Raw genomic sequence first — 15,088 nt, forward strand, 5'->3', positions numbered from 1 at the left:
AGGTGGTGTAAGAAGCAAGATCGGGAACCAACCCGGCGGCGCAAACGCTTTCCTAGGGACGAGCGAGAGGACGCGGCATGTACACGCAATCGCTGAACACACGCGAAGCCCATGTTGCGGAAGATCCGGTTCGCGAAGCGCGTTTCCAGGCGCGTATCGACGCCGAGGAAAAGATTGAGCCGAATGACTGGATGCCGGAGGCGTATCGCAAGACGCTGGTGCGCCAGATCGCGCAGCACGCGCATTCCGAAATCGTCGGCATGCATCCGGAAGGCAACTGGATCACCCGTGCGCCGTCTTTGAAGCGCAAGGCCGCGCTGCTCGCAAAGGTGCAGGACGAAGGCGGTCACGGCGCATATCTTTACGCAGCGGCCGAAACGCTCGGCGTCTCACGCGAGGAACTGGTCGAGCAACTGCTCAACGGCAAGCAGAAATATTCCTCGATCTTCAACTATCCGACGCTGACCTGGGCGGACATCGGAATCATCGGTTGGCTGGTCGATGGCGCCGCGATCATGAATCAGATCCCGCTCTGCCGCTGCTCATACGGGCCCTATGCGCGCGCGATGATCCGCATCTGCAAGGAAGAAAGCTTTCATCAGCGGCAGGGCTACGAGATCATGGTCGCGCTCTGCCGCGACGGCACGCCGGAGCAGAAGGCGATGGCGCAGGATGCTCTGAATCGCTGGTGGTGGCCGGTGCTGATGATGTTCGGTCCGTCCGACAAGGATTCGCAGCACACCGACAAGTCGATGGGCTGGAAGATCAAGCGCTTCACCAACGACGAACTGCGCCAGAAATTCGTCGATGCCACGGTGCCGCAGGGGCATTACCTCGGGCTGACATTCCCGGACCCCGATCTGAAGTTCAACGAAGAGACGAAGCACTGGGAGTTCGGTGAGATCGACTGGGCCGAGTTCAAGCGCGTTATTTCGGGCGATGGCCCTTGTAACCGACAGCGCATGAAGCAGCGTCGGGACGCGACCGCTAGCGGCGCGTGGGTTCGCGAGGCGGCCTTGGCATACGCACAAAAACGCAAGGCGCGCCGCGAAGCGGCAATGCGCGAGGCGGCGGAGTAGGCACCATGACCGAACAGAACATACCGCTTTGGGAAGTCTTCATTCGCAGCCGCACTGGGCTTGCGCATCGCCATGTCGGCTCCGTGCATGCGGTGGACGCCGAGATGGCCCTGCAGAATGCGCGCGATGTTTACACGCGGCGCGGTGAGGGACTGTCGATCTGGGTGGTGCCGTCGTCGTCGATCACGGCCAGCGATCCGGCCGACAAGGATACGCTGTTCGAGCCGACCGCATCAAAGATCTATCGGCATCCGACCTTCTACGAGGTGCCGGACGAAGTTGGACATATGTGATTTCAACCCACCCCCCGCAAAGCGGTGGGGCGGGTCGACACGAACGAAGTGTGTGTCGGGGTGGGGGCTTTCGGAATTCCCCCACCCCCGACCCGTCCCCGCCACTCGGTGCGCTCGCGGGGGAGGCGGGCAGAAAGGCGAAACCAAATGCCGACAGAAACCCCGCTCTTCGCCTATACGCTGCGGCTCGCCGATAACGCGCTCATCCTTGGACATCGCGTGTCGGAATGGGTTGGGCATTCGCCGGTGCTGGAGGAAGATCTCGCGCTCGGCAATCTTGCGCTCGATCTGATCGGGCAGGCGCGTTCGTTCTATACCTATGCTGGCGAGATCGAGGGGCTGGGCCGCGACGAGGATGCGTTGGCTTATCTGCGTGATGCAGGCGCGTGGCGTAACGTCTTGCTGGTTGAGCAGCCGAATGGCGATTTCGCGCAGACAATTGTCCGGCATTTGCTCTATTCCGCCTTCGCGCATCCCTATTTCGAAGCGCTGGCGCGCTCCAGGGATGAGACGCTCGCCGCGATCGCAGCGAAAGCCGTGAAGGAAATGGCATATCACGTGCGGCACACCGGCGAATGGACAATCCGGCTGGGTGACGGCACGGACGAGAGCCATCGTCGCGCGCAAAACGCGCTGGATGAACTCTGGCCGTTCACCGGTGAATTGTTCGAATCCGACCAGATCGAACGCGCGCTGATCGACAAGGGCATTGCCGTCGATCCCATGAGCGTGAAGAAGCGCTGGTCGAACACGCTCGACCATGTCTTCGAAGAAGCAGCACTTACGCGTCCCCGCGACGGCTACATGCAGAGTGGCGGCCGCAGCGGGCGTCACTCCGAGCACCTCGGTTACATCCTGACCGAGCTGCAATTCCTGCAACGCACCTATCCGGGGGCAAAGTGGTGACCGCGACAGCCACCGCGATTGATCCGCGCGAGCAGGTCGCGCGTGCCTGGAAGGCGGCGGAGGCGGTGGTCGATCCGGAGATCCCGGTCCTGTCGATCGCCGATCTCGGGGTGCTGCGCGACATCGACATTGTCGATGGTCACATCGAAGCGACGATCACGCCGACCTATTCCGGCTGCCCCGCGATGAACCTGATTGCGCTCAATCTCGAGCTCGCGCTGGAAGAGGCCGGCTTCCTCATGCCGCGCATCAAGACGGTGCTGTCGCCGGCTTGGACGACGGACTGGATGACCGATGCGGGCAGAACGAAGCTCAAGGAATATGGCATCGCGCCGCCGGCCGGAAAGGCGTCGCGTCGTGCGCTGTTCGGCGAAGACCAAGTCGCGTGCCCCCGGTGCGGATCCGCCAATACCGAGCGCATTTCGGAATTCGGGTCGACATCGTGCAAGGCGCTCTGGCGCTGCAAGGCCTGCGCCGAGCCGTTCGATTACTTCAAGTGTATATGAGGCGCCCATGGCCGTCGCGTTCCACAAGTTGAAGGTCGCCGAAGTGCGGCGCGAGACGCCGGATGCGGTGTCGATTGCGTTTGCCGTTCCGCCGGAACTGGCGGACGACTATCGCTTCCATCCCGGCCAGCATCTGACGCTGCGGCGCGACTGCGACGGACAGGACATTCGTCGCTCCTATTCGATCTGTGCAGGGCTGGACGATCGTGAATTGCGTGTCGCCGTAAAGAAGGTCCCGGATGGCGTATTCTCGACCCTGTGCAACGAGGCCATCCGGCCGGGCGACCTGATCGAGGTGATGACTCCGCAGGGCCGGTTCGGCGTCATGCCCGACGCCACAGCGGCGCGGAATTACCTCGCAATCGCGGCGGGATCCGGGATCACGCCGATCCTGTCGCTCCTGCGCAGCGTGCTGACACGCGAGCCGAACAGCCGCTTCATGCTGATCTATGGCAATCGCACCGCCAAGGACATCATGTTCAAGGAGGCGCTGGAGGACCTGAAGGATCGTTTCCTCGGCCGCCTGGTCGTGCATCACGTTCTGTCGCGTGAGCACCAGGATATCGAGCTGTTCAACGGCCGCATCGACGGGGACAAGATCACCACGTTGCTGAAGTCGTTCGCGCCTGCGAGCAAGATCGACCACGCCTTTCTGTGCGGGCCGGGTGCGATGATCGAGGATGCAAAGGCGTCCCTCACGCGTCTCGGCACGCCGCCCGGCAATATCCACATCGAGTATTTCTCGACCGACGGCGTGCCGGTTGCGCCGCGCCGGGTGTCTCACGGAGCGGCGGCCGCGGAAACACCGGTTGCGCATGCGCGCATCACGCTGCACGGCTCGGCCTACGATATTCCGATGATGGAAGGCGAGACCGTGATCGATGCGGGCGAGCGCGTCGGGATCGAGATGCCGTATTCCTGTCGCGGCGGCATGTGCTGCACCTGCCGGGCCAAGCTCGTCTCCGGCGAGGTGGACATGGCGCTGAACTATTCGCTCGAGCCATGGGAAATGGAAGCGGGCTATGTGCTCACCTGTCAGGCGCGGCCGCTGACGAAGGAAATCGTCGTCGATTACGACGAGGTTTAAGGCGTTTTCGATCTGATGGACACCGGTTCGCGTCAGGAAGACGCGTCAACGCAAAAACGTGACGTATTTTCGCGAAAAGCGAAAATACGTCAGGCGCGCTGTCGCGCCTTCGTTGGCGCGGGTGCGGCCAGGGCCTGCGCACCTTCCACCAGAACGGTGGTTGCAAGATCCGCGTAGTCCTCGCGGCTCATTGTGCCGCCTTCGCGAAACCACATGTAGTGCCAGTTCAGCATCCCGAATAGTGACATGGTCACCGGCTTGAGCAGGCTCTTGCTGCGCCCGATCGCCGGCAGGACATCGCCGATCGCTGCGGCAAACACCGCGACCAGATCGCGCTCCATTGCGATCAGCGCCTTCTGTTTTTCGGGCGGCAGTTTCGACATCTCGTTGATCTGGATCTTGTGCTGCTGATCCGCGTGGCGGTAGGCGTCGAGCAGGGCGCCAACCAGCGCGCGCAGCCGTTCACGTGGCGGGATCGAGCGATCGACGGCCTGCGCGGCGTCGAGCAGTTCCTGCAGGTGAACGCTGAGGATGTCGAACAGCAACGTCTCCTTGCTGACGTAGTAATGGTAGAGCAGCGCTTTCGACACGCCGCACGCCGATGCCACCTCCGCCATGGAGGTCCGGTCGTAGCCGTTCTGCGCGAACAGCTCCGCCGAGCGATCAAGGATTGCCCGGCGCTTGATGTCGTGATCGGCGGAGCGAGGACGGGCCATCAGTCCTTCGGCCTCTTGTCGACCACGCGACGAGCCTTGCCGGCGGAGCGCTCGACCGCGCCGGGATCGCCGACCACCACCTTCATGCCGATCCCGATGTTGTTGCGGATATGGGCCGCGAGCGACGCCGCCTCGGCTTCGCGGCCGCTCGCGCCGTGCAATTCCGGCCGTGCCTCGACGAGCAGCGTCGCGACATCGAGACGATCCTCGCGCGTCAGCTCGATCAGGTAGTGTGGCGATAGCCCGGAGCAGCGCAGCAGCAATTCCTCGATCTGGGTCGGGAACACGTTGACGCCGCGGATGATCATCATATCGTCGGAACGGCCGGTGACCTTCTCCATGCGCCGGTGCGTGCGCGCCGTGCCGGGCAGAAGGCGCGTCAGATCCCGCGTGCGATAGCGGATGACCGGCAGGCCTTCCTTGGTCAGCGTGGTGAAAACAAGCTCGCCCTTCTCGCCGTCCGGCAGGGGGGTGCCATTTTCAGGGTCGATCACTTCCGGATAGAAGTGGTCCTCCCAGATATGCAGCCCGTCTTTCGTTTCGACGCACTCGTTCGCAACGCCCGGGCCCATCACCTCGGACAAGCCGTAGATGTCGACCGCGTCCATCGCGAAGGTTTCTTCGATCTCTCCGCGCATCTGGTTGGTCCAGGGTTCGGCACCGAAGATTCCGATCGAGAGCGAGGTTTCGCGCGGATCGATGCCCTTGGCGCGGAACTCATCGAGGATCGCCAGCATGTAGCTTGGCGTGACCATGATGATGTCCGGCCTGAAGTCGCAGATCAGCTGGACCTGCCGTTCGGTCATGCCGCCTGACACCGGGATCACCGCGCAGCCGAGCCGCTCCGCGCCGTAATGCGCGCCGAGGCCGCCGGTGAACAGCCCGTAGCCATAGGCGACATGCACCTTCATGCCCGGACGGCCGCCAGAGGCGCGGATCGAGCGCGCCATCAGGTTCGCCCAGTTGTCGATATCGTTCTGCGTATAGCCGACAACGGTCGGCTTGCCGGTGGTGCCGGACGAGGCGTGGATGCGGACGATCTTGTCCTGCGGCACCGCGAACATTCCGAACGGATAGTTCTCGCGCAGGTCCGCCTTGGTGGTGAACGGAAATTTCGCGATATCTTCGAGCCGCCTGAAGTCCGATGGCTTCACACCGGCGGCATCGAATTTCTTCCGGTAGGCCTCGACATTGTCATAGGCATGCTTGAGCGACCAGGCGAGGCGCTGGGTCTGCAACGCGACAATCTCGTCGCGCGACGCCGTTTCGATCGGTTCGAGCCCGTAAGGCTTGTAGGATGCGTCGACCATGGCTCTATGTCTTCTGGGCGGGGAGCAGCGTGCCTTCGATGGTGCGCGAGTGACCGCGGAATTCCGCGATCACCGTGCCGTCGTCGCGCGAGACGGTGATGTCATAGATGCCCGATCGGCCGGCCCGGTTGCGCTCCACGCCCTTGGCGATGAGGCGATCGCCAAGTTTTCCGGGCGCAATGAAGGTGATCGCACATTGTTGCGCGACCGTGCGCTGATTGTAGGTGTTGCAGGCGAAGGCGAATGTCGAATCCGCCAGCGTGAAGATGAATCCGCCATGTGCGATGTTGTGACCATTCACCATCTTCTCGGTGATCGTCATCGCCAGCACGGCGCGGCCGGGTTCGACCGAGATCAACTGCATCCCGAGGCCTTTGCTCGCGGAATCCTCCGCCCACATCGCCTCGGCGCAGGCGCGCGCGGTTTCAGCGGCGTCCATCGTCACGAGCCCTTTTCGCCGGTGAATTTCGGACTGCGCTTTTCCATGAAGGCATTCACGCCCTCGGCGTAGTCCGGGCTGGAACCGGCGCTGCGTTGAAAATCGCGCTCGAGATCGAGCTGGGTGGAAAGATCGTTGGTCTCCGATGCATCGAGCGCGCGCTTGATCAGCGACAAGCCGTAGGTCGGCCCCGATGCAAAGCGCTCGCACAACTCATTCGCGCTGCCGATCAGTTCCTCATCGGGAACGCTTTTCCAGATCAGGCCCCAACTCTCGGCCGTTTCGGCAGGCAGCGGATCGGCGAGCAAGGCAAGGCCGCGCGCGCGGGCCGGACCGACCAGCCGCGGCAGAAACCAGGTGCCGCCCGAATCCGGAACGAGCCCAATCTTTGCGAAGGCCTGCAGGAACGTGGCGGACTTTGCTGCCACCACGATGTCGCAGGCGAGGGCGAGATTGGCGCCGGCGCCTGCGGCAACACCGTTGACCGCCGCGACGACCGGAATGGGCAGCGCGCGCAGTCTTCGGATCAGCGGATTGTAATATTGCTCGAGCGTGCCGCCGAGCACGATCTTTTCGCCTGGCTTTGCGAGCCGGTCGTTCAGGTCCTGGCCGGCGCAGAAACCGCGTCCTGCGCCGGTGATCATCAGCGCACGGCACGCCGGATCGGCCTCAGTGTCGTCGAGCGCCTTCTTCAGCGCGACGTGCATGTCTTCGGTGAAAGAATTCAGTCGCTGCGGCCGGTTCAGAGTGATAACGCGATAACCGACGCGCTTGTCGACGAGAATGGGACTCTCGTCCATTCGCAGCTCCTCCCAAATCCCGGCGCATTGATGCGCTCTGGCTCTGCTTCACGGTCGCGGCCAAATGATCCGGCTAAAGACACTTGACTGACCGTCCGGTCGGATAACTAATATGGATCGGATATTCGGGTGTCAACGCGGCCGAGTTTGATAACGGCCCAAGCATCCGCGGGAGGAAGGCATGAGTTTCTTCGAGGCGCATCGTGCGCGGCTCGAACAGGCGGTCGAGGCCTGTCGCACGCGCATCTATTGGAGCGCCTATCCGGAAATCGCGAGCGGCAAGATCTACGGCGAAACCGCGAAGGCCGATGGCGAAGCCGCGTTCAAGGCGATGCTCGGCAAGCCATTCGACCTCGGCCAGAGCGCGACCAGACAGGTTGGCCGCGAAATCTCGCCTTACGGCATCGCGCTCGGCATCACCTATCCGGCTTCCGATCCTGACGCACTGATCGATGCTTCGATGAAGGCCGGCGATGCCTGGGCACGCGCCTCGATCCAGGATCGCATCGGCGTGTGCCTCGAGATTGTCGATCGCATCAACAGGCAGAGCTTCCTGATCGCGAATGCCGCAATGCATACGACCGGGCAAGCCTTCATGATGGCGTTCCAGGCCGCCGGTCCGCATGCGCAGGACCGCGCGCTGGAAGCGATTGCCTATGCCTATGACGAGATGACCCGCGTGCCGCAGGCGGTGAACTGGACCAAGCCGCAGGGCAAGGGCGAGCCGATCGTGCTCGACAAGGTGTTCCGTATCGTGCCGCGCGGCGTGTCGCTCGTCATCGGCTGTGCGACCTTTCCGACCTGGAACGGCTATCCCGCGATCTTTGCAAGCCTCGCGACCGGCAACAGCGTGATCGTGAAGCCGCATCCCGGCGCGATCCTGCCGCTCGCGATCACCGTGAGGATCGGCCGCGACGTGTTGAAGGAAGCAGGCTTCGATCCAAATGTGCTGATGCTGGCAGCGGATGAGGCCGATGCGCCGGTGACGCAGGACCTTGCGGCGCACCCGGGCATAGCTATCGTCGATTTCACCGGTTCGCCCGCCTTCGGTCAGTGGGTCCGCGAGAATGCGGCGACCGATCTCGTCTTCACCGAGGAGGCCGGGATCAATTCGATCGTGATCGACTCGACGAGTGATTTCCGCGGCATGTGCAGCAACATCGGGTTTTCGCTGTCGCTCTATTCCGGACAGATGTGTACTGCGCCGCAGAATATCTTCGTCCCGGCGGGTGGCATCGAGACCAATGACGGGCACAAGAGCTATGACGACGTCGCGGCCGGTATCGCGACCGCAATCGACAAGCTGCTCGGCGATCCGGACCGTGCCGCCAACATTCTCGGCACCGTTCAGAACGAAGCGACCACCAAACGCGTGCAGAGCGCCCGCAAACTAGGTCGCATCGTACGCGACTCCGCGCCGGTTCCGATCGCCGGATTCGAGACCGCGCGCACCGCCTCTCCGCTTCTCCTTGCCGTCGATGCAAAGGACGACCGCATGTGGGGCGAGGAGCGGTTCGGGCCGATCGCGTTTGTGATCCGGACGGAATCGACCGAGGAAGCGATAACGCTCGCGTCGCAGTCGGCGCGGCGCAAGGGCGCGATCACCGCATCGCTCTATTCGACGCAGGATGCCGTCATCGACAAGGCCGCGGACGCCTTCGCGCGCGCAGGTGTCGCATTGTCGGTGAACCTGACCGGCGGCATCTATGTCAATCAGTCCGCAGCGTTTTCAGACTACCATGTGTCGGGTGCCAACCCGGCCGGAAATGCGTGCCTGACCGACTCGGCCTTCGTGGCCAATCGTTTCCGTGTCGCACCTATGCGACGCCAGAAAGCAGCCTGATCGAAGAATATCCAAGAGAAGATACAAGGGAGGATAAGTATGAGGCTTCCAGTGAAACTGCTCGCGACCGCGGCGGCCATGGCGCTGTCCGTTTCGCTCGCACCGGCGCAGCAGGCGCCGATCAAGATCGGTGCGGTGCTGTCCGCGACCGGCGGCGCGTCGTTCCTCGGTGACCCCGAGAAGCGGACGCTCGAGATGTTCGTCGCCGATATCAATGCGAAGGGCGGCATCAACGGCCGCAAGGTCGAAGCGATCATCTATGACGATGCGTCGAACCCGAACAATGCGCGCACTTTCGCCACCCGTCTGATCGAGCAGGACAAGGTCGACGCCTTGCTCGCGGGGTCGACGACCGCGAGCGCGATGGCGATGATTCCGCTCGCCGAGGAGGCGGAAATCCCGATGATCAATTTCGCCGGCGCCGTGCAGGCGGCTTTCCCGGCCAAGAAGTGGAATTTCAAGACGCCGCATACCGATCTCATGGCCTGCGAAAAGATCTTCGAGGATATGAAAAAGCGCGGCTTCAGCAAGATTGCGATGATTTCCGGCGCCGATGCCTTCGGCAAGTCGATGCGCGATCAGTGCCTGACTGTGAACAAGAAATACGGCATCGAGATCCTGCATGAAGAGACCTATCAGCCGGCGGACAACGACATGACCGCTCAGCTGACCAACATCAAGAACAAGGCCGGCGTGCAGGCCGTGATCAATCCGGGCTTTGGCCAGGGACCGGCGATCGTGACCCGCAACTACAAGCAGCTCAGTGTGCCGTTCCCGCTCTACCAGAGCCATGGCGTCGGCACGAAGCAGTTCATCGAACTCGCGACGCCGGCGGCTGCCGAGGGCGTACGTCTTCCGGCTGCTGCGCTCCTCGTCGCCGACAAGCTTCCCGACGGTGACCCGCAGAAGAAGGTCGTGATGGCCTACAAGACCGCCTACGAGGCCAAGACCGGCCAGCCAGTCTCGACCTTCGGCGGGCACATGTATGACGGCCTGATGATCCTGGTCGAGGCGATGAAGCGCGCGGGCGGTCCGGACAAGGCCAAGGTGCGCGACGAGATCGAGAAGACCAAGGGCTTCATCGGCACCGGCGGCGTCGTGAATATGTCGCCGACCGATCACATGGGTCTCGATCTGACAGCCTTCCGTATGCTGGAAATCAAGAACGGCGACTGGACGCTGGTGAACTAACGCGTAAGCTCCCTTCTCCCCTCCCCACGCGAGCGAAGCGAGTGGCGGGGAGGGGTCGGGGGTGGGGGGATGAGTAACGAGCTCGAACTGAGCCGGCGTCGCGATCTGCGCGTCCCGCAAGCGCGTCGCTTGCGAGTTGCTGTCACAGCGTCGGAGCGCAAGCTGTGGTCGCAGCTAAAGCGTCTTTCGCCGGAGACATCTCACTTCCGGCGACAAGCTCCGATCGGTCCGTATTTTGTTGACTTTGCCTGCCACGCGTTGCGACTCGTCATTGAGCTCGACGGTGGTCAGCATAATCAAGCAGGTCAGATGCGTATCGATCAGAAGCGCGATGCTTATCTCGCGGCAAAGGGCTACCGTATTCTGCGTTTCTGGAACAACGATGTGCTGACAAACATCGATGGGGTGTTGTCCGTGATTGCCGATGCATTGGCGTCCGCTCCGGCCGCACCGCCCCCCACCCCCGACCCCTCCCCGCCGCTGCGCGGGGGGAGGGGAGTCGCAAGCAGCGGAGCGTGATCGACGCATGCCCGAGTTTCTCCAGTTCACCTTTTCCGGCCTGACGGTCGGTGCGATCTACGCTCTGGTCGCGCTCGGTTTCACCCTCATCTATAACGCGTCCGACGTCATCAACTTCGCCCAGGGCGAGTTCGTGATGATCGGCGGCATGGTCACATTCTTTGCGGTCGCCGCGGGCTTTCCGCTGCCGCTAGCCGCACTGATCGCGCTTGTTGTTGCCGTTGTCGTGGGCGTATTGCTGCATCGGCTTGCGATCGAGCCGGCGAAAGGCGCATCGCCCGTCACGCTGATCATCATCACGCTCGGCGCGTCGATCTTCCTGCGTGGCGTTGCCTCGGTGGTGTTCGACAAGAATTATCACTCCTATCCGCCATTCGCCGGCGCCGATCCGATCCGCATCGGGGGCGCGACCATCCTGCCGCAAAGCCTGATCGTGCTCGGTGGGACGCTTGTGATTGTGATCGCACTCTGGGCACTCGCGACCAGGACCATGACCGGGAAGGCGATGACCGCCACTGCCGCGAATCGTCTCGCCGCCCGGCTCGTCGGCATCAACACCGCGGCGATCGTCGGCGTCTCCTTTGCGATTTCCGCCGCCATCGGCGCCATCGGTGGCATTCTCGTCACGCCGATCACGCTGACCAATTACGAGGTCGGCACGCTGCTGGCGCTGAAGGGCTTTGCCGCCGCAATGCTCGGCGGCATGGGGCATCCGGTCGGCGCCGTGGTCGGCGGGCTTCTGGTCGGCCTGCTGGAGACTTTCGGAGCCGGTTACGTCTCGTCTGCCTACAAGGATGCGGTCGCGTTCCTGGTCATCCTCGGCGTTCTCTTCGTCATGCCGCAGGGGCTGTTCGGCAAAGCCAGCATCGAGCGCGTCTGACATGCCGAGCCTTCTGACCAGATATGGCGTTGTGCTGCTGGTGGCTGCGATCGTCGCTGCCCTGCCTTACATCGTGCCGACGAGCTTCTACCTGCGGGTCGCCGCGCTCGTCTTTATCTTCAGCATCGCTGTCCTCGGCATCAATCTACTGATGGGCTTCGCCGGACAGGTCAGCCTCGGCCATGCCGGATTCTTCGGGATCGGTGCCTATGCGGTGGCGGTGCTGCCGACCCACTTTGCGGTGCCGACCTGGATCGCGTTCATCATCGGCATCGTCGTTGCCGGCGCGCTCGCCTTCGTGATCGGCCGCCCGATCCTCAAGCTCAAGGGCCATTATCTGGCGGTCGCGACTCTCGGCATGGGCATCCTGATCGCCATGGTCTTCACCAACGAGGCGCGCTTCACCGGCGGCCCGGACGGCATGCCGGTCCCGCGGCTGATCCTGTTCGGCTGGCGCGCGCGCGGCTCGGAGGCATGGTACTGGATTTCCGGAGTCACGCTGGTGCTGGCGACGTTGCTCACCGCCAACCTGATCGACTCACCCACCGGCCGTGCACTGCGCGCGATCCATGACAGCGAGGTCGCCTCGCGCGTGCTGGGCGTCGATGTCGCGCGCTACAAGCTGATCGCGTTCGTGTTGTCGGCCGTCTACACGGCAATCGCCGGCGCCTATCTCGCGCTGTTCGATGGGCTGGTGACGCCCGGGACCGCCGGCTTTATGCGGTCGATCGAGTTCGTCGCCATGGCGGTGCTCGGCGGCCTGGGCTCGATCTTCGGCAGCATCGTCGGGGCGGCGCTCCTGACCATCCTGCCGCAGATGCTGACCGTGTTTCACGACTACGAGCATATCGCGCTTGGCGCGATCATGATCGTCTGCATGATCTTCCTGCGCGCGGGCATCGTGCCGAGTATCGCAACCTTTTTCCGCAGGAGCGCGTCATGAGCGTGCTGTCGACGGAGGGACTTGGCATCGATTTCGGCGGCGTGCGCGCCGTGGATGACGTTTCGCTCAGCGTGAATGCAGGCGAGATCTTCGCGATCATCGGTCCGAACGGCGCCGGCAAGACCACGCTGTTCAACATGATCTCCGGCCTCTATCGCGCGCCGCGCGGCAAGGTGCTGCTGGACGGACAGGACGTCACAAATTTCCCCGCCCATATTCTGGCGCAGCGCGGCTTATCTCGCACCTTCCAGAATCTTCAGATTTTCTTCCGCATGACCGCGCTCGAAAATGTCATGGTGGGGCGTCATCTGCACGAAAATCACAACGTGCTTGCGCATCTGTTCCGCCTTCCGAGCGTGGTGCTGCAAAATCGGGCGTCCCGCAGGCGGGCGGACGAATTGCTGGCGCTGGTCGGTCTCAGCAAGCTCGGCAATCGCGCGGCGGGTGAGTTGCCTTACGGTGCATTGAAGCGGCTGGAGATTGCACGCGCGCTCGCGGCCGAACCGAAGGTCCTGTTGCTCGACGAGCCGGCGGCCGGCTGCAATGCGGTCGAGACTGCGGAAGTTGATGCCGTGATCCAGAAGATTGCGGCACAGGGCATCACCGTCGTGCTGGTCGAGCACGACATGAAGCTCGTAATGAAGATATCGAACCGCATTCACGTGCTCGATCAGGGCCGCACGCTTGCGCAAGGGTCCGCGCAGGAGGTCCGCGCCAATCCCGCCGTGGTTGCCGCCTATCTCGGCGCCCATGCCAGCGAGGAGGGGGCCGATGCTCGTCATTGACAACCTCTCGAGCCGGTATGGCCGGATCGAGGTGCTGCACGGCCTATCGCTGGAAGTGAAGCAGGGCGAGATCGTCACGCTGGTCGGCAGCAACGGCGCCGGGAAAACCACATTGTTGCGCGCCATATCCGGCGTGCAGCCGGTGTCCGGCGGATCGATCCGCTTTCTCGGCGAACCGATCGATCGCGTCGCGCCGCATCTGCGTGTGACGCGCGGCATTGCGCAGGTGCCGGAAGGCCGTCAGGTATTCGCGCCGCTGTCGGTCGAGGACAATCTGAAGCTCGGTGCCTGGTCGCGCAAGGATTCCGAGGTCGCGACCGACATTGAGGGCGTTTACGCGACCTTTCCAGTGCTGGCGGAGAAGCGGACGATTGCCGCGGGCTCGCTGTCCGGCGGGCAACAGCAGATGCTGGCGATGGGCCGGGCGCTGATGGCGCGTCCGAAAATGCTGTTGCTGGACGAGCCGTCGATGGGTCTTGCTCCCATTCTGGTCGATCAGATTTTTTCCATCGTTGCAGGCCTCAAGCGGCAGGGCATCACGGTCTTGCTGGTCGAGCAGAATGCCTATGCCGCGCTCGCCATTGCCGACCGAGGCTACGTACTCGAAACCGGCCGCATCTCGCATGCCGGCAGCGGCCGCGAGTTGCTGAACGACAAGCGCGTGCGGGAAGCCTATCTCGGCATGTGACCGCTTCCCGATGACGCGCCGCCGCGGATGACGGCATCACCCGATCGGCAGTCGCGCGTCGTCCTTCAGCGTTTCCAGCACGATGCTCGACTTCACCCGCTCGACCGCTTCATGCGGCAGCAGCACGTCGTTGACCAGAGCTGACAGCGCGCGCAGGTCGGGCACGATGGCTTTCAGGAGATAGTCGGAGTCCCCGGTCAGCGCGTGCGTTTCCTGCACCGTTGCGAGCGTCGTCACGAGATCGCGAAAGCGACGAGCGTTGTCGCGCGAATGAGTGGCCAGCGCGACGAAGATGAAAACCGTAATCCCGAAGCCGAGCAGGCCCGGATCGAGGTCGGCGCGATAGCGGCGGATGACGCCGGCCTGTTCGAGGCGCTGGCGGCGTCGTGAGCATTGCGACGGCGATAGCCGCACGGCGTCCGCCAGTTCCTGATTGGTCAGCGCGCCGTTGTCCTGCAGGGCAGACAGGAGCTTCAGGTCAGCGTCGTCCAGCGTGAGAGAGTTGTGCGTCATTTAATTGCTGTGCGCATGAACCGTGCGCATAATAAGTATAAATCGCCAACTTTGCACGATATTTGCGGCCGGTTTCGGCTACTTCAGGGGGAGGGAAAACGCCTCTTCGCACAGGAGACCGCCATGGGTCCGTTTCCGCATGACGCGCCGGCCGCCACGATATCCGACGTGAACCCGATGGGGACCGACGGCCTCGAATTCGTCGAATATGCCCATCCGGAGCCCGAGAAGCTCGGCAACCTTTTCGAGACCATGGGCTTCACGTTGGTCGCGAAGCACCGCTCCAAGAACGTGCAGCTCTGGCGTCAGGGCGACGTGAATTTCGTGGTCAATGCCGAGCCGGATTCCTTCGCGCAGCGCTTCGCGGCCGAGCACGGCCCCTGCGCCTGCGCCATGGCGTTCCGCGTTGTCGATGCCAGGAAGGCCTATGAGCGTGCGCTGTCACTTGGCGCCGAGCCGGGTGAGACCAGCGTCGGCCCGATGGAGCTTGCAATCCCGGCGATCAAGGGCATTGGCGGCTCGCTTCTTTATTTCGTCGATCGCTATGGCGAGAAGGGATCGATCTGGGATGTCGACTTCGTCTGGACTGG

17 protein-coding genes and 1 pseudogene are annotated in these 15,088 nt (G+C 63.1%); 13 read left to right on the forward strand and 5 right to left on the reverse strand.

Annotated elements, in window-relative coordinates:
- Window positions 1-77: 77 nt before the first annotated feature.
- The 5 genes from paaA to paaE all read left to right on the forward strand — a co-directional run bounded on the left by paaA (window position 78) and on the right by paaE (window position 3,871).
- On the forward strand, window positions 78-1,079 hold the full coding sequence (gene paaA, locus VNZ93_RS00830) for a 1,2-phenylacetyl-CoA epoxidase subunit PaaA (RefSeq protein ID WP_325698694.1): 1,002 nt from the start codon (window positions 78-80) through the stop codon (window positions 1,077-1,079).
- Between the two features lie 5 nt (window positions 1,080-1,084).
- The gene (paaB, locus tag VNZ93_RS00835) at window positions 1,085-1,372 is read left to right on the forward strand and encodes a 1,2-phenylacetyl-CoA epoxidase subunit PaaB (protein WP_325698697.1); all 288 of its coding nucleotides are present in this window, start codon (window positions 1,085-1,087) and stop codon (window positions 1,370-1,372) included.
- Between the two features lie 147 nt (window positions 1,373-1,519).
- Window positions 1,520-2,278 (forward strand): 1,2-phenylacetyl-CoA epoxidase subunit PaaC, encoded by a 759-nt coding sequence (paaC, locus tag VNZ93_RS00840; protein ID WP_325698700.1) that lies wholly within the window; start codon window positions 1,520-1,522, stop codon window positions 2,276-2,278.
- Window positions 2,272-2,784: a 1,2-phenylacetyl-CoA epoxidase subunit PaaD gene (paaD, locus tag VNZ93_RS00845; protein WP_325698703.1), complete on the forward strand. Its 513-nt coding sequence runs from the start codon at window positions 2,272-2,274 to the stop codon at window positions 2,782-2,784. The genes paaC and paaD overlap by 7 nt, the downstream gene beginning before the upstream one ends.
- A 7-nt stretch (window positions 2,785-2,791) precedes the next feature.
- Window positions 2,792-3,871: a 1,2-phenylacetyl-CoA epoxidase subunit PaaE gene (paaE, locus tag VNZ93_RS00850; protein ID WP_325698705.1), complete on the forward strand. Its 1,080-nt coding sequence runs from the start codon at window positions 2,792-2,794 to the stop codon at window positions 3,869-3,871.
- 89 nt (window positions 3,872-3,960) lie between these two features.
- Here paaE and VNZ93_RS00855 read toward each other — a convergent pair whose 3' ends face one another.
- From VNZ93_RS00855 to paaG, 4 genes are read right to left on the reverse strand one after another with little or no spacing between them, the layout of a single operon-like run.
- Window positions 3,961-4,587 (reverse strand): TetR/AcrR family transcriptional regulator, encoded by a 627-nt coding sequence (locus tag VNZ93_RS00855; protein WP_325698707.1) that lies wholly within the window; start codon window positions 4,585-4,587, stop codon window positions 3,961-3,963.
- Window positions 4,587-5,897: a phenylacetate--CoA ligase PaaK gene (gene paaK / locus VNZ93_RS00860; RefSeq protein WP_325698710.1), complete on the reverse strand. Its 1,311-nt coding sequence runs from the start codon at window positions 5,895-5,897 to the stop codon at window positions 4,587-4,589. Before paaK ends, VNZ93_RS00855 begins: the two co-directional genes overlap by 1 nt.
- A 4-nt stretch (window positions 5,898-5,901) precedes the next feature.
- Complete coding sequence (gene paaI / locus VNZ93_RS00865) at window positions 5,902-6,336, reverse strand: hydroxyphenylacetyl-CoA thioesterase PaaI (protein ID WP_325698741.1); 435 nt, start codon at window positions 6,334-6,336, stop codon at window positions 5,902-5,904.
- Between the two features lie 2 nt (window positions 6,337-6,338).
- Window positions 6,339-7,136, reverse strand: coding sequence for a 2-(1,2-epoxy-1,2-dihydrophenyl)acetyl-CoA isomerase PaaG (gene paaG / locus VNZ93_RS00870; protein WP_325698713.1), 798 nt, complete (start codon window positions 7,134-7,136; stop codon window positions 6,339-6,341).
- 181 nt (window positions 7,137-7,317) lie between these two features.
- Between paaG and paaN the strand changes: the two genes are divergently transcribed.
- The 7 genes from paaN (at window position 7,318) to VNZ93_RS00905 (ending at window position 13,985) form a co-directional block, all read left to right on the forward strand.
- Window positions 7,318-8,979: a phenylacetic acid degradation protein PaaN gene (paaN, locus tag VNZ93_RS00875; RefSeq protein ID WP_325698716.1), complete on the forward strand. Its 1,662-nt coding sequence runs from the start codon at window positions 7,318-7,320 to the stop codon at window positions 8,977-8,979.
- Window positions 8,980-9,018: 39 nt separating this feature from the next.
- Window positions 9,019-10,170, forward strand: a complete 1,152-nt coding sequence (locus VNZ93_RS00880) for an ABC transporter substrate-binding protein (protein ID WP_325698719.1) — start codon at window positions 9,019-9,021, stop codon at window positions 10,168-10,170.
- Window positions 10,171-10,239: 69 nt separating this feature from the next.
- Window positions 10,240-10,689 carry an endonuclease domain-containing protein gene (locus VNZ93_RS00885; protein WP_325698722.1) on the forward strand — a complete coding sequence of 150 codons (450 nt, stop codon included), beginning with the start codon at window positions 10,240-10,242 and terminating at the stop codon, window positions 10,687-10,689.
- Window positions 10,690-10,696: 7 nt separating this feature from the next.
- Complete coding sequence (locus VNZ93_RS00890; RefSeq protein WP_325698725.1) at window positions 10,697-11,569, forward strand: branched-chain amino acid ABC transporter permease; 873 nt, start codon at window positions 10,697-10,699, stop codon at window positions 11,567-11,569.
- A gap of 1 nt (window position 11,570) precedes the next feature.
- The gene (locus VNZ93_RS00895; protein ID WP_325698727.1) at window positions 11,571-12,512 is read left to right on the forward strand and encodes a branched-chain amino acid ABC transporter permease; all 942 of its coding nucleotides are present in this window, start codon (window positions 11,571-11,573) and stop codon (window positions 12,510-12,512) included.
- On the forward strand, window positions 12,509-13,297 hold the full coding sequence (locus VNZ93_RS00900; protein WP_325698730.1) for an ABC transporter ATP-binding protein: 789 nt from the start codon (window positions 12,509-12,511) through the stop codon (window positions 13,295-13,297). Before VNZ93_RS00895 ends, VNZ93_RS00900 begins: the two co-directional genes overlap by 4 nt.
- Entirely contained in the window at window positions 13,284-13,985 is a 702-nt protein-coding gene (locus VNZ93_RS00905) for an ABC transporter ATP-binding protein (protein ID WP_325698733.1), read from the forward strand. The genes VNZ93_RS00900 and VNZ93_RS00905 overlap by 14 nt, the downstream gene beginning before the upstream one ends.
- Before the next feature lie 36 nt (window positions 13,986-14,021).
- Here VNZ93_RS00905 and VNZ93_RS00910 read toward each other — a convergent pair whose 3' ends face one another.
- Window positions 14,022-14,498, reverse strand: coding sequence for an Lrp/AsnC family transcriptional regulator (locus VNZ93_RS00910; RefSeq protein ID WP_325698736.1), 477 nt, complete (start codon window positions 14,496-14,498; stop codon window positions 14,022-14,024).
- 123 nt (window positions 14,499-14,621) lie between these two features.
- Between VNZ93_RS00910 and VNZ93_RS00915 the strand changes: the two are divergent.
- Window positions 14,622-15,088: pseudogene (locus tag VNZ93_RS00915) on the forward strand (4-hydroxyphenylpyruvate dioxygenase); the annotation flags it as partial.

Source organism: Pseudorhodoplanes sp., from assembly GCF_035565795.1.
In the GTDB taxonomy this organism is placed as follows: Bacteria; Pseudomonadota; Alphaproteobacteria; order Rhizobiales; family Xanthobacteraceae; genus Pseudorhodoplanes.